Genomic DNA, 16,881 nt, shown 5'->3' on the forward strand with positions numbered 1-16,881 from the left:
GAGCTTAATTATGCACCATGTTGTCTCTGCTACCACTAATCCTGCCAAAATTCAGGCAATTCTAAGGGCATTTGACGAGATCTTCGGCGCAGGATCCTGCCATATTGAGGCCATCGGCGTCGAGAGTGGCGTTCCTGAACAGCCGTTTGGCAGCGAGGAAACGCGCGCTGGCGCACGAAATCGCGTGGCAAACGCCAGGGCTGCCGCACCGAATGCGGACTTTTGGGTGGCGATTGAAGCAGGTATCGACGAAGGCGCAACCTTTAGCTGGGTGGTCATCGAAAGCCGCGAGCAGCGCGGTGAAGCGCGCTCGGCCACCCTGCCGCTGCCAGACGTCATTCTTGAAAAAGTGCGTGCGGGTGAAGCGCTCGGGCCGGTGATGTCGCAGTACACCGGCATTGATGAGATTGGTCGTAAAGAAGGGGCGATTGGCGTCTTTACCGCAGGCGCGCTGACGCGTTCTGGCGTTTACCACCAGGCGGTGATTTTGGCGTTAAGCCCGTTCCATAACGCGATTTATCGTTAGGCGTTTTTCAACAACACCGCTTCCAGCCACTGGCGCAGCTCAACCGGTGCCGACTTCAGGCTGTTGGAGCCACGGGTGATCGTTGCGATACCCGCACCAAGCTCATTTTTCAGCTCACGCTGGCTCATCTCGCCGCGCAGCAGCTCTTCAATGATCCGCACGCGCGTGCCCAGCGCCTCACGCTCGTCCGGCGTGAGCATCAGCTGCATGAGAGGTAAGTGCAAATCCTGCTCGTAAGACTGGCGAAGCAGCTCCACAAAACGAAGCCACTCCTGATGACGTTGTTCGGCCATTGCCGAGGAATACGGGGAATGCTGGGTCATGTTATGCTGCCTCTTGTACTCATTAGCGAGTACAGCATAACACAACCCGCGCCGATCAGTAACGCCTCTGCCACTCGCCATCGCTCATCAGGGTATCTTTCTGCCCCATGAAGTAGCGATAGTAGGCGTCATAGGCCAGCACGTTCTTCACATAGCCGCGCGTTTCCGAGAACGGGATGCTCTCGACAAACGCCACCGCGTCGATGCGTCCGGCGCTGTTGCCAAGCCAGGTGCGCACGCGTCCCGGCCCCGCGTTATACGCTGCCGAAGAGAAGATGCGGTTATTGCCGAACTGCTGGTAGACGTACTGCAAATAGCTGGTACCGATGTTGATGTTGGTATCCGGATCGAGAAGCTGCGACGGGCTGCTGTACCCAGGAATATTAAACATCTTCACCGTGTGCGTGGCCGTTCCCGGCATGATTTGCATCAGGCCGCTGGCCCCCACCGGGGATCGCACTTTCGGGTTCCAGGCGCTCTCCTGACGGGCTATCGCCATCGCGTAGCTTTTCGGAATGTCTTTGCCGCTGGTGTAGCGATCGAACAGATCCTTGTACGCCAGCGGGAAACGCTCTTCGAGATGATCCCACAGTTTACCGGCGATCGTCGCCTGCACGCTCAGATCCCACCAGCGATTATCGAACGCGTAGCGGGCAAGCTGGGCTTTCTCGTCGGTGGTGCGGCTGGTAACCAGATTAGCCCACTCGCTGCGCGCGGTGTTGTCCATATTCCAGTACATCAGCTCGCGCACGCGCGCCATCTCCGGCCCCTGCGTCAGCGCCGGGTTCGCGTTGGCGGGCGCTTTGTCGATCTTAAGCGTGTACTCCTCCCCCAGCCGCTGCGCCGCCGCCATCGGGTAGAATCCGCGCTGTTGCATCAGAGCGTGGAGGATTGCTTTGGCCTCATCGTCACGGCCACGCTCCAGCAGCAGGTCGGCCTGCCAGTAGCGCCATTCATCTTTCTCTTTGGCATCCATCGGCAGACGCGCAAGCCAGGTATTCAGCCCACGACGATCGCCCGTGCCCAGCGCCATTCGCACGCGGCGCTCGACAAGCGAGGTGGAGTTTGAACGCATGATCGCGTCGTCACGCCAGCGCGCCTGTTCGTCGGTCACATCGGTGCCCATCAGTCGCCACGCCACTATGTCGCGCAATTCCTGCGTTTGTTCTTCATTAAGCTGCTGCGCCTGCACCAGCTGCGGGATCATCAGCCGCGCATTTTCCACATCGTCACGCGCCACGCTGGTAAAGGCGACCGCCGCCATTTGTCGCGTGAAATCTGTCGCGCCCGTACTGCGGGCAAAGGTCAGCACGCTGTTCGGATCGTTTGCCAGACCAATGACGGCAGACGAAATGGTTTGATAGTCGGACGGCATCTGCCCCGCCAGCGCAGTGACCAGACGCGTGTTCCCGGCCTTCATCGCCAGGCGAATGCGTTCAAGATAAGCCAGCGGATCCTGTTTGCCCGATGCGCGCCATGCGCCGAAGAGCGAATCACAGGCGTTAGGCTGGCTTTTGCCCGTCAGCCAGAGATCTTTGGCACCGACCCAGGCCTCTTCCTGCTGTCCTGTGGCCCATTTGGCGTAGTAGTAATTACACTGTGCTTCCGTCGTGCCCGGTTTTTCCGGGCTAAACGCCAGCAGCCCGCGCCAGTCTTCACGACGCGCCAGCTCATTCACAAAACGAGACTGGAGATTACGGGCAGGCGGCAGGGTCGGGTTCGCCTGAATGAAGTTGTTCACGGTGACGGTGGGTTGGTTCATGAGATCGTCGGTTATCTGGCGGTACTCCAGATACGGATACAGCGGATAATCCTTTAGCGTCGGCATCAGGGCCTGCACGGTATCCATCTGCTTGTTGTCCCACGCCTGTTTAATCTGGGCGTAGCGGTTACGTTGTTCATCCAGTGAATCGGCATGCACCGCCTGGCTTACCGCCATTACGCATACGCTGGCAGCCAGCAGACGCCAGACCACCCGTTTGGCTTTTTCCACACGCTCTTCCTCATTGTTTTTCGTTAGTTGCAGCGTCTTGCCACGTCAATGTTGCATTCACTTATGCTAACCAGGCATCCTGCAACGCGCCACGTTATGGACACTTTTTTACCTTTCCTGCGCGTTTTAACACTCCCGGCGTTCCTGACTGGGATTAGGGCATGAAAAAGGCTACACTTCGAGGCTGAAATTCCTTCTCATTACGATAAAAGAGGCGAAGTCCAACGTGGCTCAATTCGTTTATACCATGCATCGTGTCGGCAAAGTTGTCCCGCCGAAACGTCATATTCTTAAAAATATCTCGCTGAGCTTCTTCCCGGGCGCAAAAATCGGTGTTCTGGGTCTCAACGGTGCCGGTAAGTCCACCCTGCTGCGCATCATGGCGGGCATCGATACAGACATCGAAGGTGAAGCCCGTCCGCAGCCTGGCATCAAGATTGGTTACCTGCCGCAGGAACCTCAACTGAACCCGGAACACACCGTTCGCGAATCCGTTGAAGAAGCGGTGTCCGAAGTGGTTAACGCGCTGAAAGGTCTGGATGAAGTGTATGCCAAATACGCCGAGCCGGATGCGGACTTCGACAAGCTGGCCGCTCAGCAGGGCAAGTATGAAGAGATTATCCAGGCGCACGACGGTCACAACCTGAACGTGCAGCTGGAGCGCGCGGCTGATGCCCTGCGTCTGCCGGACTGGGATGCAAAAGTTGAGAAGCTCTCCGGGGGTGAACGTCGCCGCGTCGCGCTGTGCCGCCTGCTGCTGGAAAAACCAGACATGCTGCTGCTCGACGAACCAACGAACCACCTGGATGCAGAATCTGTCGCCTGGCTGGAACGCTTCCTGCACGACTTCGAAGGCACCGTTGTGGCGATTACCCACGACCGTTACTTCCTCGACAACGTCGCGGGCTGGATCCTGGAACTGGACCGTGGTGAAGGTATTCCGTGGGAAGGCAACTACTCCTCCTGGCTTGAGCAGAAAGATCAGCGTCTGGCGCAGGAAGCTTCTCAGGAAGCGGCGCGTCGTAAGTCTATCGAGAAAGAGCTGGAGTGGGTGCGTCAGGGCGCGAAAGGCCGTCAGTCTAAGGGCAAAGCCCGTCTGGCACGCTTCGAAGAGCTGAACAACACCGAATACCAGAAACGTAACGAAACCAACGAACTGTTTATTCCACCTGGAGCACGTCTGGGGGATAAAGTGGTTGAAGTCAGCAATCTGCGTAAGTCTTACGGCGACCGCCTGCTGATTGACGACCTGAGCTTCTCCGTACCGAAAGGCGCTATCGTCGGGATCATCGGTCCGAACGGCGCGGGTAAATCAACCCTGTTCCGCATGATGTCCGGTCAGGAACAGCCTGACAGCGGTTCTATCACCCTGGGTGAAACCGTGAAGCTGGCGTCCGTTGATCAGTTCCGTGACGCGATGGACAACAGCAAAACCGTGTGGGAAGAAGTCTCCGGCGGTCTGGATATCATGCGTATCGGCAACACCGAGATGCCAAGCCGTGCCTACGTTGGCCGCTTTAACTTCAAAGGCACCGACCAGGGCAAACGCGTGGGCGAGCTGTCCGGCGGTGAGCGCGGTCGTCTGCACCTGGCGAAGCTGCTGCAGGTGGGCGGTAACGTGCTGCTGCTCGATGAACCAACCAACGACCTGGACATCGAAACCCTGCGCGCGCTGGAAAACGCCCTGCTGGAGTTCCCGGGCTGCGCGATGGTTATCTCGCACGACCGCTGGTTCCTGGACCGTATCGCGACCCACATCCTGGACTATCAGGACGAAGGTAAAGTGGAGTTCTTCGAAGGTAACTTCACCGAATACGAAGAGTACAAGAAACGCACGCTGGGCGCCGATGCGCTGGAGCCGAAGCGTATTAAGTACAAGCGTATTTCGAAATAAAAGCAAAACGGCAACTTCGGTTGCCGTTTTTTATGTTTGTTCCCTCTCCCTGTGGGAGAGGGTCAGGGTGAGGGCATCAGGCCGCACAAAATCACCCGCCCACGTAATACCGCTTCACCTCATCAAACTGCATTGCAAACTCGATATAGCTCATCAGCGCAGGTGAATTCAGCTTGCGGCTTGAATACGCCAGCCACAGATCGTTACCTTCAACATTCCACTCAGGTAGCACCTTCACCAGCGCACCCTTATCGATCTTATCCTCCAGCAGAAACGCGGGTAACAGCGTGATCCCCGCACCGGCAATCGCACATTCGCGGGCGTAGACCAGATTATCGGTCATGTGTGCGTTATCCGGCAGGTAGCGGTAATCTTCGCTCTCGCTTCGCAGAAGCCACTCTGACCACGCCCGGTGCGTAATGCAGCGGTGTTCCACCAGCTGACGGGGATGAATTAACGGCTCCCGACGCGCCAGATAGTCCGGCGAAGCGAGCATATAACGCGGGCAGTGCCCGATCATTCTGCCAATCAGGGAGGAGTCCTGCGGCTTGCCGGTACGCAGCGCCACGTCAAAGCCGGATTCGACCAGGTCCACCACGTCGTCAGAGATCGACACATCCAGCGACACGTCAGGATAGCGAAGCTGGAACTCGGCATTCATATGCGCCAGCAGCGTCGCGCCAATCCCCGCCGGACAGGTGATCCGCAGCCGCCCGCTCGGGTTTTCGCGCAGCCGCTGAATGGCGTACTCCGCCCGCTCGCTGGCCGCCAGCATCTCGCGACAGTGCACCAGATAGTGCTCGCCCGCAAACGTGAGGCTGATCCTGCGCGTGGTGCGGTTGAGCAGGCGGATCCCCACCTGCTGCTCCAGCTGGCTAATTCGCTGGCTCACGCTGGATTTTGGCAGTTCCGCTTTCTGAGCGGCAGCCGTAAAGCTGCCCATCTCCGCCACCAGCGCGAACAGCGCCATATCCTGCAGCTGTTTAAACATGATTGTTCACCTTGTACGAACGCTGAGTTCTTGATTGTCCATCTTATCACGCAGCTGTCCACTTTATAGACTAGCCTCAACAAAACGCATTCCATTGAGGAGCACACCATGTCTGTTAAAGCCATTGCCGTTAACCCAGCAAACCCTGCTGTTTTTATTGAAATCACCTCGCCGATGCCGCAGCCCGGCGAGCACGATCTGCTGGTGGAGGTGAAAGCCGTCTCCATAAACCCTGTAGACACCAAGGTGCATGCAGGCATTGCCAAAAATGGGCTGAACGAGCCGCGCGTGCTCGGCTGGGATGCCAGCGGGATCGTCAAAGCCGTGGGGGCTGGCGTGACCGGATTCAAACCGGGTGACGAAGTATGGTACGCGGGCGACATCACCCGCCCGGGCAGCAATACCACGCATCAGCTGATCGATGCGCGGATTGTCGGGCACAAGCCTGCAAGCCTGGGCTGGGCGGCTTCCGCCGCACTGCCCTTAACCGCGCTCACCGCGTGGGAAGGCCTGTTTGAACGGCTGAACATTCAGGATGCAGGGGCGGACAAAACGCTGCTGATCATTGGCGGCGCGGGCGGCGTGGGATCGCTGGCGATCCCCTTTGCGAAACACAACAGCAGGGTGAAAATCATCGCAACCGCTTCGCGAGAAGATTCTGCCCAGTGGTGTCGCGATCGCGGGGCTGACGTTGTCGTTAACTACCGCGACCTGAAAGGCGAGCTGGCGAAACAGGGGCTGACCTTCGTGGATTACATTTTCATCCTCAACGACACCGACGGGCACTGGGATGCAGTTAGCGAACTGATTGCGCCACAGGGGCATATTTGTTCCATCGTCGAGAATGCGCATCCGCTGAACCAGGACAAGCTGAAATCCAAATCCGCCGCGCTGCACTGGGAATTTATGTATACCCGCAGCATGTATCAGACGGCGGATATGGCGCGTCAGGGAGAGATCTTAGACGAGGTCGCGAAGCTGGTGGATAACGGCGTGGTCGAAAGCTCGCTTAGCGAAACGCTGCACGGGCTGAGCGTGGAAAGCATTACCGAGGCGCACCGCAAAGTGCTGGAGGGGCATATGCGTGGGAAAGTGGTGGTTGAGTTCTGAGTGGTTTGATGCCCTCACCCCGGCCCTCTCCCAAAGGGAGAGGGTTAGGGTGAGGGGTTAGTTTTTTACCCCTGCTCCCCCATCATCTCCTTCACCAGCTCGACGCAGCGCAGGAAACGGGAGTCGTAGTCCGACTCTTCCACATGCACAAACTCAACGTTGTTTTCGTTGAGCATCTCCACCAGCATGGACTGGAATTCCCGCCTGTCCACGGAGCTGCCGAGGCTGCGCATGCCGTCAGCCACCCACGGGGTGTTGTTCTCCAGCAGGATCACCAGGTCAAAGCGGTATTCGTCAATCAGCGCCTGCACGAACGGGTGCTCGCGCCCTTCGTACTTTTTACAGAACGCCTGCGTGGTCACGAAATCGGTATCGATAAACGCCACCTTGTTGGCATATTTCACGGCAAAATCAATGTACTGGGCATGACCAAGCGCGATTTTGTCATAGTCGGAATACTGCAGTGCCATCTCGTCGCCGCCGAGGTGCGAGAAGACATAATCGCGGCCGTACTCCCACGCGCTGGTGGTGTTGAAGATGTTCGCCAGCTTATTGACCAGCGTTGATTTGCCGCTCGACTCGCCGCCCAGAATCGCCACCGTACGCACAAAGAACGGCTTCACTTCGGTCGGAATGTAATCCCAGTAGCGGAACGGGTTTTCGCGGATCTGCGCCCCGCTGATGTTCATAAAGGTGCGTTTCGGATCGATCAGCACCGTCTCGATGCCCAGATGCTCGCGGAACTGCGGCGCATCGGACTCTTCAGAGGTGTAGATCCAGTTCGGCGCAATCCCCTTGTCTTCCATAAAGGTTTTTACACCGTTGCTCCACACGTCCCAGCCGTGCGGATACGGCTCCATGCCCTCTTCGTTAAAGGCATGAATACGAATGTTTTTCTGATACTTAAAGGTCTGAAGCAGCCAGCGCAGGCGGTCTGACACCGTGGGCTGCTGCGACATGGCGCTGTCTTCGAACAGCTGACGGTCGCGGGTTTCGTCGTAGCCCATGATGATGTGGAGCTCGTCTACCTGGCTACAGGCGCGCTGGATCAGATAGATATGCCCGGTATGCAGCGGGTAAAACTTGCCGAACACCACGCCGATGTTCTTTTGCATACGCGGGAATTCCAGTCCGAGAAAGCGGTGCAGCGCTTCGAGCTTCTGCGCGCTGGGGCTTTTGATTTTGGCGTTCAGCAGCTGGCTCAGGTAGCCTTTGGTCATGCCGCTGGCGTCCGCCACCTGCTGCAGCGTGCAGCCCTTCTGGCGGATTGCGGTCTTGATATAGTCAAATGATGACATAAATTACGGTGCCTCCTGCAAAATCGAATACGTAATTATAAGTCGTCAAAGACATTTAACGCATCTGCGAGTTTCTTCACGCCAAATACCTGCATCCCTTCCGGGATTTTTTTCGGCACGTTGGCGGCGGGAACGATCGCCCGGCGGAAGCCGTGTTTTGCCGCCTCGGAGATACGCTCCTGACCGCTGGGCACCGGACGGATTTCCCCGGCCAGGCCCACTTCGCCGAAGACGACCAGATCCTGCGGCAGCGGTCTGTCGCGCAGGCTGGAGACCATCGCCAGTAGCAGCGCCAGGTCTGCGCTGGTCTCAGTAACTTTGACGCCGCCGACCACGTTGACGAAAACGTCCTGATCCGCCATCTGCAGCCCGCCGTGACGGTGCAGTACCGCCAGCAGGATCGCCAGACGGTTTTGTTCCAGACCGACCGCCACGCGCCGCGGGTTGCCCATCATCGACACATCCACCAGCGCCTGAATTTCGACAAGCAGAGGGCGCGTCCCTTCCCACAGCACCATCACCGAGCTGCCGGAGGTGATCTCATCGCCACGGCTCAGGAAGATGGCCGACGGGTTGCTGACTTCGCGCAGCCCCTGTTCGGTCATGGCAAACACGCCCAGTTCGTTCACCGCCCCAAAGCGGTTTTTATGGCTGCGCAGGGTACGGAAGCGGGAATCCGCGTCGCCGTCAAGCATCACGGAGCAGTCGATACAGTGTTCAAGCACCTTCGGCCCGGCCAGCGAGCCGTCTTTGGTCACGTGGCCGACCATCACAATCGCCACGCCGCGCGTTTTGGCAAAGCGCGTCAGGTATGCCGCGGTTTCACGCACCTGCGCGACGCTGCCCGGCGAGGACTGAATGTCCGCCATGTGCATCACCTGGATGGAGTCGATCACCATCAGCTTCGGCTGCTCTTCTTCGGCGATCATGCAGATCTGCTCGATGCTGGTTTCGGAGAGCATGTTCAGGTTGGCGGTTGGCAGACCCAGGCGGTGCGCGCGCATCGCCACCTGCTGAAGTGACTCTTCGCCCGTGACGTACAGGGTTTTCATCTGTTCGGCAAGCTTGCAGAGCGTTTGCAGCAGCAGGGTCGATTTACCCGCGCCCGGATTACCGCCAATCAGGATGGCGCTGCCCGGCACCACGCCGCCGCCGAGCACGCGGTCAAATTCTTTGAAGCCGGTGGAGAAGCGCGGCAGCTCTTCCAGGCTGATGTCCGAGAGCTTTTGCACCTTCGCTACGCCCGCGTTACCGGCATAGCCGCTCAGGCGCTCGTTGCGGGCCACGCTCGGCGAAGCCGCCACACCACGCACTTCGGTGATGGTGTTCCAGGCATGACAGGCGCTGCATTGCCCCTGCCAGCGCGGATAATCCGCACCACATTCATTACAGACAAATGCGCGTTTTGGAGCTTTCGCCACGGTTTACCTCGTTATTTCTGATTAAGGCTGCCGGAGAGAATGCAGAACACCCCCATCAGGTCAGCGTGACGGATAGTCACTTCCGTCTTTTCATTCACTTTTGGCTTGGCGTGGTAGGCAATGCCAAGCCCGGCCGCTTTGATCATCGGCAGGTCGTTCGCGCCGTCCCCGATGGCGACGGTCTGGACGACCGGAATTTCATATTTTTCCGCCAGACGCGTCAGCGTATTGGCTTTGTACTGGGCATCCACGATATCGCCGACCACCTGGCCGGTCAGCTTGCCGTCCATGATCTCCAGCTCATTGGCCACCACGGTGGTCAGGTGCAGTTTTTCCCGCAGATAATCCGCGAAGAAGGTGAAGCCACCAGAGGCAATCGCTACTTTCCAGCCGAGGGACTGCAGCTTCAGCACCAGCTGCGTCAGCCCTGGCATCAGCGGCAGCACGTCGCGCACCTGACGCAGGATGTTGGCGTCGGCCCCTTTCAGGGTCGCCACGCGCTGGCGCAGGCTGGCGGTGAAATCCAGCTCGCCGCGCATCGCACGTTCGGTGACTTCCGCCACCAGCTCGCCGCTGCCCGCCAGCTTCGCAATCTCGTCGATACATTCGATCTGGATCGCCGTAGAGTCCATGTCCATGACCAGCAGACCTGGGGTTTTCAGGTGCGGAATTTTACCGAGCGGCGCGACGTCCAGCCCGGCGTCATGCGCCAGACGCGTTGCGCGCTGCGTCAGGGAACCCGCAAGGCGGATGACCTGGTAATCTTCCACACACCAGGCGGCGACAATCACCATCGCAGCCCCCAGTTTGCTTTGGTACTGGGTCAGGCGTTGCTTGTCCAGACCGCGTCCGTACAGCAGCCAGCCGCTACGACCGGCGTGGTAATCCAGAGGCATCACCTCATCGCCACTTAAAGAGAGCGGCAATCCTGGCCATAAAGAGACATCCGTTGGCAGGTCGCACCAGGTAATGTTCGGCATTAAAGCTCCTGTAAATTCGTTCGCGCCGGAAGGTTCCAGAGGGAAAATAACGCATGAGGCTACCCTGTAACCATCACTTCTGGCAACATTAAGCCGTAAATTTTCAGCAGGTGGAATATGGCTCGCGCAAAACTGAAATTCCGGCTTCATCGCGCCGTGATTGTCCTGATCTGTCTCGCACTTCTGGTGGCGCTGATGCAAGGGGCATCGTGGTTTAGCCAAAACCATCAACGGCAACGTAACCCGCAGTTTGAAGAGCTGGCCCGCACGCTGGCGCGTCAGGTCACGCTCAACGTTGCCCCCTCAATGCGTACTGAAACGCCGGACGATAAGCGGATAGGCCAGATTTTACGTCAGCTCACTGAAAACAGTCGCATTCTGGATGCCGGCGTTTACGATGAGCAAGGCGACCTGATTGCTCGCGCGGGCGAGCACGTTAATGTGCGCGACAGGCTGGCACTGGACGGCAAAAAAGCCGGGGGCTATTTTAACCAGCAGATCGTCGAACCCATTCAGGGCAAGAATGGCCCGCTGGGCTACCTGCGCCTGACGCTCGATACGCATACCCTGCCGACCGAAGCCAAACAGGTCGATAACACCACCAACATTTTGCGTCTGATGCTGCTGCTCTCGCTGGCCATTGGCGTTGTGCTGGCGCGTACCCTGCTTCAGGGCAAGCGTACCCGCTGGCAGCAGTCACCGTTCCTGCTGACCGCCAGCAAGTCGGTTCCCGAAGACGAAGAGAGCGAGAAGAAAGAATAGTGATAAAGTAGGCGAATGACTCAGAAAAGGAACTTTGCCATGACGACGTTACGCCTGCTTATCTCTGACTCTTACGATCCCTGGTTTAATCTCGCGGTGGAAGAGTGCATCTTCCGCCAGATGCCCGCCACCCAGCGCGTGCTGTTTCTCTGGCGCAATGCCGATACGGTCGTTATTGGCCGCGCGCAAAACCCGTGGAAAGAGTGCAATACGCGGCGTATGGAAGAGGACAACGTCCGCCTGGCGCGCCGCAGCAGCGGCGGCGGCGCGGTGTTTCACGATCTCGGCAACACCTGCTTTACCTTTATGGCGGGTAAACCGGAGTACGACAAAACCATCTCTACCTCGATTGTGCTCAACGCGCTGAATTCACTCGGCGTGACGGCGGAAGCCTCAGGCCGTAATGATCTGGTGGTGAAAACGCCTGACGGTGACCGGAAAGTGTCGGGCTCAGCCTATCGCGAAACGATGGATCGCGGATTCCACCACGGCACCCTGTTGCTGAACGCTGACCTGAGCCGTCTGGCGAACTACCTGAATCCTGATAAGAAAAAGCTCCAGGCTAAAGGGATTACCTCCGTGCGTGGGCGCGTAGCGAATCTGGTAGAACTGCTGCCGGGGATTACGCACGAGCAGATTTGCGATGCGATCCGCGAGGCGTTCTTTGCGCACTACGGCGAGCGCGTGGAAGCGGAGGTAATCTCTCCAGATAAAACCCCGGACCTGCCCAACTTTGCTGAAACCTTCGCACGCCAGAGCAGCTGGGAGTGGAACTTCGGCCAGGCGCCTGCGTTTTCCCATCTGCTGGATGAGCGATTTACCTGGGGCGGCGTTGAGCTGCACTTTGACGTCGAGAAAGGCCATATCTCTCGTACCCAGGTATTTACGGATAGTCTTAATCCGGCACCGTTAGAAGCGCTGGCGGCTCGTTTACAGGGCTGTTTGTACCGGGCGGATATGCTGCAGCAGGAGTGCGACGCGTTGATCGGCGATTTCCCTGAGCAGGAAAAAGAGCTGCGGGAGCTGTCGGCGTGGATTGCCCAGGCCGTGCGCTAGTAAAAAAGCCCGCTGGCGCTGCGCTTAGCGGGCCTACAAAACCGTAGGCCGGGTCAGGCGAAGCCGCCACCCGGCACAACAGTTCTTACTCTTTATCGCCCAGCAGAACGGATTCCAGCGCGATTTTGATCATGTCGTTGAAGGTCGTCTGACGCTCGGCAGCGGTGGTCTGCTCGTGGGTACGGATATGGTCGGACACGGTGCAGATGGTCAGCGCTTTCGCACCAAACTCAGCCGCCACGCCGTAGATACCCGCCGCTTCCATTTCCACGCCCAGGATGCCGTATTTTTCCATCACGTCGAACATCTCGCCGCCGTCCGGCGCATAGAACAGATCAGCAGAGAAGATATTGCCCACGCGCGCCTCAACGCCCAGCGCTTTCGCCGCGTCAACCGCGTCACGCACCATGCCGAAGTCAGCAATCGCTGCGAAGTCATGATCTTTGAAACGCATACGGTTAACTTTGGAATCGGTGCAGGCACCCATACCGATCACGATGTCGCGCAGCTTAACGTCCATGCGCACCGCGCCGCAGGAGCCCACGCGGATGATTTTCTTCACGCCGAAATCGGTGATCAGCTCTTTGGTGTAGATAGAGCAGGATGGGATACCCATACCGTGGCCCATCACGGAGATTTTGCGGCCTTTGTAGGTCCCGGTGAAGCCCAGCATACCGCGAACGTTGTTCACTTCACGCACGTCTTCCAGGAAGGTTTCTGCAATGTGCTTCGCGCGCAGCGGGTCGCCCGGCATCAATACGACGTCAGCGAAATCACCCATTTCTGCATTAATGTGAGGAGTTGCCATCTTCAGTTCCTTTTCATTTGAGTTTTTTTGCCCGGTGGCGCTTCGCTTACCGGGCCTACGGTTTTGTAGGCCGGGTAAGGCGCAGCCGCCACCCGGCAATGACCTCAGAACATGGCCTTGCCATATTCCATGTCAGACGTACCAAAGTATTTCGCGATAGTCTGCCCGATGTCCGCGAAGGTTTCACGGTGACCGAGCGAGCCCGGCTTCACTTTCGGGCCGTACACCAGCACCGGAATGTGCTCACGGGTGTGGTCGGTACCGGTCCAGCTTGGGTCGCAGCCGTGGTCAGCGGTCAGGATCAGAATGTCATCTTCCCCCACCAGCTCCATCAGCTCCGGCAAACGACGGTCGAACAGTTCCAGACCGGCGGCATAGCCCGCGATATCACGACGGTGGCCCCACGAGGAGTCGAAGTCCACAAAGTTGGTGAAGACGATAGTCTTGTCACCCGCTTCTTTCATCTCTTTGATGGTGGCATCGAACAGCGCATCCAGACCGGTGGCTTTCACTTTTTTGGTGATACCGCAGTTGGCGTAGATATCCGCGATTTTACCCACGGAAACCACGTGGCCGTCTTTCTCTTCAACCAGCTTCTGCAGCACGGTCGGTGCCGGTGGCTCAACGGCCAGGTCGTGACGGTTACCGGTACGCTGGAAGTTACCCGCTTTGTCGCCGATAAACGGACGCGCGATCACGCGGCCGATGTTGTAGCCACCTTCGGTCAGCTCTTCACGGGCGATTTCGCACAGTTCGTAGAGTTTATCCAGACCATAGGTCTCTTCGTGGCAGGCAATCTGGAACACGGAGTCGGCAGAGGTGTAGAAAATCGGCTTGCCGGTTTTCATGTGCTCTTCGCCCAGCTCGTCCAGAATCACGGTACCGGAAGAGTGGCAGTTGCCGAGGTAGCCAGGCAGATTGGCACGCTTAACCAGCTTATCCAGCAGCTCCTGCGGGAAGCTGTTCTCATGATCGGAGAAGTAGCCCCAGTCAAACAGAACCGGCACACCGGCGATTTCCCAGTGACCAGACGGAGTATCTTTACCGGAAGAGAGCTCGTGCGCCCAGGCGTAGGCACCCACGACTTCCGCGTTGCCGTCCATACCGGCTGCGATTTTACCGGTAGAGCCTTCGTGCGCTTTCACCAGCCCGAGGCGGGTCAGGTTTGGCAGGGTCAGAGGACCTTTACGACCGTTGTCCGCTTCGCCTTTGGCACAGGCTTCCGCGATGTGACCCATGGTATCGGAACCCACGTCACCAAAACGATCTGCATCTTCGGTTGCGCCGATGCCGAATGAGTCCAGCACCATAATAAATGCACGTTTCATAATTGTTCTCCGTACGTAGTGCTTCAAAAAATAGCGATCAGATCAGTATACAGTTATTCAGTGATGCGGCGATAGACAGTCGGTGTGGTTTCCGGTGCTTTATCGTCAAGCGTGATTGCCGCTTTCACCGCTTTTGCCGCATCCTGCCAGCTGGCTTCGTCTTTCGCGTGGATCACCGCCAGCGGACGTTGACCGTCAACGCTGTCGCCCAGACGCGCCATATCGGTAAAACCGACGCTGTAATCAATGGTGTCCGATGCCTGACGACGACCGCCGCCCATCGAGACCACCGCCATGCCGAGCGCGCGGGTGTCCATTGCGGAAACGAAACCTTCGGTATCTGCGTAAACGGCTTTGCTGAGCATCGCGGTTGGCAGGTATTTCGCGTAGTTTTCGACGAAATCGGTCGGGCCTTTCTGGGCCGCAACCATGCGGCCGAAGATCTCCGCCGCTTTGCCGTTGTCCAGCACCGCCTGCAGCTTCGCGCGCGCCTCAGCATCGTCTTTCGCCAGCTTGCCGGAAATCAACATCTCCACGCACAGCGCCATGGTGACGTCGAACAGACGCGGGTTACGGTATTCACCGGTGAGGAACTGTACCGCTTCACGTACTTCAACCGCGTTACCGGCGCTGGAGGCCAGTACCTGGTTCATATCGGTGAGCAGCGCGGTGGTGCGCACGCCTGCGCCGTTGGAGACGCCAACGATCGCTTCGGCAAGCGCAGCAGAAAGCTCATAGGTCGGCATAAACGCGCCGCTGCCCACTTTTACGTCCATCACCAGCGCGTCCAGCCCTTCAGCCAGTTTCTTCGCCAGGATAGAGGCAGTGATCAGCGGGATGGAGTCAACGGTCGCGGTAATATCACGCGTCGCGTAGAAACGCTTGTCTGCCGGAGCAAGAGAGCTGGTCTGGCCGATAATCGCCACACCAACGTCTTTAATAATGTCGCGGAAGCGGCCGTCATCCGGGAAGATATCGAAGCCCGGAATAGCTTCCAGTTTGTCGAGCGTACCGCCGGTATGACCCAGGCCACGCCCGGAGATCATCGGGATGTAACCGCCGCAGGCTGCCACCATGGGGCCGAGCATCAGGGAGGTTACGTCGCCCACGCCGCCAGTGGAGTGTTTATCCACAATCGGGCCGTTGAGGTTGAGGCTTTTCCAGTCCAGAACGGTTCCTGAATCTCGCATCGCCATGGTCAGCGACACGCGTTCAGGCATCGACATATCGTGGAAGAAAATGGTCATCGCCAGAGCCGCAATCTGCCCTTCAGAGACGGTGTTATCACGAATGCCGTTGATAAAGAAGCGGATCTCTTCGTCGCTTAATGCATGACCATCACGTTTTTTACGAATAATTTCTTGTGCGAGAAACACGGTAACCTCCATGCGGAATCGGGGGAGTTGTGGCGGGTGGCGCTACGCTTACCCGCCCTACGATCCTGTAGGCCGGATAAGCGAAGCATCATCCGGCATTGTCTGGCAATCAGTAGCTGCTTGCGCTCTTACCGTCGCCGTGACCCAGCGCTTTCAACAGGCTGGCCAGCAGGCTGGACGCGCCGAAGCGGTAGTGACGGGAATCGGCCCAGTCGGAGCCGAACAGCTCGTCGGCAATCGCCAGGAACTGCTGCGCGTCTTCAGCGGTACGCACGCCGCCCGCAGGTTTGAAACCAACGGTTTTGGACACGCCCATATCACGGATCACTTCCATCATGATGCGCGCGCTTTCCGGGGTCGCATTCACCGGCACTTTACCGGTAGAGGTTTTAATGAAATCCGCACCGGCTTTGATGGAGATTTCAGACGCCTTACGAATCAGCGCCTCTTCTTTCAGCTCGCCGGTTTCGATGATCACTTTAAGCAGCACGTTTGCCGCCGCGCACGCGTCTTTACAGGCTTTCACCAGGTCAAAACCGACCTGCTCGTTGCCGGCGATCAGCGCGCGGTACGGGAACACCACGTCCACTTCATCTGCACCGTAAGCAATCGCCGCGCGGGTTTCTGCCAGCGCAATCTCGATATCATCGTTGCCATGCGGGAAGTTAGTTACGGTTGCAATGCGCACGTCCGGCGTGCCCTGCTCTTTCAGCGTCTTACGGGCAATCGGGATAAAGCGCGGGTAGATACAGATGGCTGCGGTGTTACCCACCGGCGTTTTCGCCTGATGGCACAGGGCGATGACTTTTTCATTGGTGTCGTCATCGTTCAGGGTGGTCAGGTCCATCAGTTTCAACGCGCGCAGGCTGCTTGCAGTTAAATCGGTCATAACATTCTCCAACGGCAGTGCCGTATAAATTTTACCTTGCGGGTCTGTGAGTATTCTAACATTCACCCGCATCCACACTTCGACATTCATCACAGTTAATGAAAACTGCGTACAAATTTGCATTAC

General features: G+C 57.9%; 15 protein-coding genes. 5 read left to right on the plus strand and 10 right to left on the minus strand.

Annotated elements, in window-relative coordinates:
- Positions 1 to 10 precede the first annotated feature (10 nt).
- The gene (yjjX, locus tag AC2T6E_RS11395) at positions 11 to 526 is read left to right on the plus strand and encodes an inosine/xanthosine triphosphatase (protein ID WP_108417134.1); all 516 of its coding nucleotides are present in this window, start codon (positions 11 to 13) and stop codon (positions 524 to 526) included.
- On the opposite strand, the gene trpR is transcribed toward yjjX, so the two are convergent.
- Positions 523 to 849, minus strand: a complete 327-nt coding sequence (trpR, locus tag AC2T6E_RS11400) for a trp operon repressor (RefSeq protein ID WP_021240574.1) — start codon at positions 847 to 849, stop codon at positions 523 to 525. The genes yjjX and trpR overlap by 4 nt on opposite strands.
- Before the next feature lie 55 nt (positions 850 to 904).
- The gene (gene sltY / locus AC2T6E_RS11405) at positions 905 to 2,842 is read right to left on the minus strand and encodes a murein transglycosylase (protein ID WP_214605942.1); all 1,938 of its coding nucleotides are present in this window, start codon (positions 2,840 to 2,842) and stop codon (positions 905 to 907) included.
- 226 nt (positions 2,843 to 3,068) lie between these two features.
- Between sltY and ettA the strand changes: the two genes are divergently transcribed.
- Positions 3,069 to 4,736 carry an energy-dependent translational throttle protein EttA gene (gene ettA / locus AC2T6E_RS11410; protein ID WP_042716511.1) on the plus strand — a complete coding sequence of 556 codons (1,668 nt, stop codon included), beginning with the start codon at positions 3,069 to 3,071 and terminating at the stop codon, positions 4,734 to 4,736.
- Between the two features lie 91 nt (positions 4,737 to 4,827).
- Here ettA and AC2T6E_RS11415 read toward each other — a convergent pair whose 3' ends face one another.
- The gene (locus AC2T6E_RS11415; RefSeq protein WP_486691793.1) at positions 4,828 to 5,727 is read right to left on the minus strand and encodes a LysR family transcriptional regulator; all 900 of its coding nucleotides are present in this window, start codon (positions 5,725 to 5,727) and stop codon (positions 4,828 to 4,830) included.
- Between the two features lie 108 nt (positions 5,728 to 5,835).
- Between AC2T6E_RS11415 and AC2T6E_RS11420 the strand changes: the two genes are divergently transcribed.
- Positions 5,836 to 6,837 (plus strand): zinc-binding alcohol dehydrogenase family protein, encoded by a 1,002-nt coding sequence (locus AC2T6E_RS11420; protein ID WP_214605944.1) that lies wholly within the window; start codon positions 5,836 to 5,838, stop codon positions 6,835 to 6,837.
- A 65-nt stretch (positions 6,838 to 6,902) separates the two neighbouring features.
- Here AC2T6E_RS11420 and nadR read toward each other — a convergent pair whose 3' ends face one another.
- Genes nadR through serB form a run of 3 tightly spaced genes read right to left on the minus strand, consistent with a single transcriptional unit; the run spans position 6,903 to position 10,536 of the window.
- Positions 6,903 to 8,135, minus strand: coding sequence for a multifunctional transcriptional regulator/nicotinamide-nucleotide adenylyltransferase/ribosylnicotinamide kinase NadR (nadR, locus tag AC2T6E_RS11425; protein WP_010427112.1), 1,233 nt, complete (start codon positions 8,133 to 8,135; stop codon positions 6,903 to 6,905).
- A 35-nt stretch (positions 8,136 to 8,170) separates the two neighbouring features.
- Positions 8,171 to 9,556, minus strand: a complete 1,386-nt coding sequence (radA, locus tag AC2T6E_RS11430) for a DNA repair protein RadA (RefSeq protein ID WP_214605945.1) — start codon at positions 9,554 to 9,556, stop codon at positions 8,171 to 8,173.
- A gap of 11 nt (positions 9,557 to 9,567) precedes the next feature.
- Positions 9,568 to 10,536, minus strand: a complete 969-nt coding sequence (gene serB / locus AC2T6E_RS11435) for a phosphoserine phosphatase (protein WP_427353443.1) — start codon at positions 10,534 to 10,536, stop codon at positions 9,568 to 9,570.
- A 117-nt stretch (positions 10,537 to 10,653) separates the two neighbouring features.
- Between serB and AC2T6E_RS11440 the strand changes: the two genes are divergently transcribed.
- On the plus strand, positions 10,654 to 11,298 hold the full coding sequence (locus AC2T6E_RS11440; RefSeq protein ID WP_120159180.1) for a YtjB family periplasmic protein: 645 nt from the start codon (positions 10,654 to 10,656) through the stop codon (positions 11,296 to 11,298).
- A gap of 39 nt (positions 11,299 to 11,337) precedes the next feature.
- Positions 11,338 to 12,354: a lipoate--protein ligase gene (gene lplA, locus AC2T6E_RS11445; RefSeq protein WP_214605946.1), complete on the plus strand. Its 1,017-nt coding sequence runs from the start codon at positions 11,338 to 11,340 to the stop codon at positions 12,352 to 12,354.
- Between the two features lie 85 nt (positions 12,355 to 12,439).
- Here the strand turns inward: lplA and deoD are convergent, their stop codons facing one another.
- From deoD to deoC, 4 genes are all read right to left on the minus strand, one after another.
- On the minus strand, positions 12,440 to 13,162 hold the full coding sequence (deoD, locus tag AC2T6E_RS11450) for a purine-nucleoside phosphorylase (RefSeq protein WP_010427122.1): 723 nt from the start codon (positions 13,160 to 13,162) through the stop codon (positions 12,440 to 12,442).
- A 104-nt stretch (positions 13,163 to 13,266) separates the two neighbouring features.
- Positions 13,267 to 14,490 carry a phosphopentomutase gene (gene deoB / locus AC2T6E_RS11455; RefSeq protein WP_120159178.1) on the minus strand — a complete coding sequence of 408 codons (1,224 nt, stop codon included), beginning with the start codon at positions 14,488 to 14,490 and terminating at the stop codon, positions 13,267 to 13,269.
- Positions 14,491 to 14,543: 53 nt separating this feature from the next.
- Positions 14,544 to 15,866, minus strand: a complete 1,323-nt coding sequence (gene deoA / locus AC2T6E_RS11460; protein WP_042716514.1) for a thymidine phosphorylase — start codon at positions 15,864 to 15,866, stop codon at positions 14,544 to 14,546.
- A 109-nt stretch (positions 15,867 to 15,975) separates the two neighbouring features.
- Positions 15,976 to 16,755, minus strand: a complete 780-nt coding sequence (gene deoC, locus AC2T6E_RS11465) for a deoxyribose-phosphate aldolase (protein WP_042716499.1) — start codon at positions 16,753 to 16,755, stop codon at positions 15,976 to 15,978.
- Positions 16,756 to 16,881 lie beyond the last annotated feature (126 nt).

It is taken from the genome of Enterobacter sp. B79-1 (assembly GCF_057444735.1).

Bases quoted from the DNA above. Each gene is read 5' to 3' on its own strand.
- yjjX (WP_108417134.1), top strand. From the start codon at position 11: ATGCACCATGTTGTCTCTGCTACCACTAATCCTGCCAAAATTCAGGCA.
- trpR (WP_021240574.1), bottom strand. From the start codon at position 849: ATGACCCAGCATTCCCCGTATTCCTCGGCAATGGCCGAACAACGTCAT.
- AC2T6E_RS11415 (WP_486691793.1), bottom strand. From the start codon at position 5,727: ATGTTTAAACAGCTGCAGGATATGGCGCTGTTCGCGCTGGTGGCGGAG.
- AC2T6E_RS11420 (WP_214605944.1), top strand. From the start codon at position 5,836: ATGTCTGTTAAAGCCATTGCCGTTAACCCAGCAAACCCTGCTGTTTTT.
- nadR (WP_010427112.1), bottom strand. From the start codon at position 8,135: ATGTCATCATTTGACTATATCAAGACCGCAATCCGCCAGAAGGGCTGC.
- serB (WP_427353443.1), bottom strand. From the start codon at position 10,536: ATGCCGAACATTACCTGGTGCGACCTGCCAACGGATGTCTCTTTATGG.
- AC2T6E_RS11440 (WP_120159180.1), top strand. From the start codon at position 10,654: ATGGCTCGCGCAAAACTGAAATTCCGGCTTCATCGCGCCGTGATTGTC.
- lplA (WP_214605946.1), top strand. From the start codon at position 11,338: ATGACGACGTTACGCCTGCTTATCTCTGACTCTTACGATCCCTGGTTT.
- deoD (WP_010427122.1), bottom strand. From the start codon at position 13,162: ATGGCAACTCCTCACATTAATGCAGAAATGGGTGATTTCGCTGACGTC.
- deoB (WP_120159178.1), bottom strand. From the start codon at position 14,490: ATGAAACGTGCATTTATTATGGTGCTGGACTCATTCGGCATCGGCGCA.
- deoC (WP_042716499.1), bottom strand. From the start codon at position 16,755: ATGACCGATTTAACTGCAAGCAGCCTGCGCGCGTTGAAACTGATGGAC.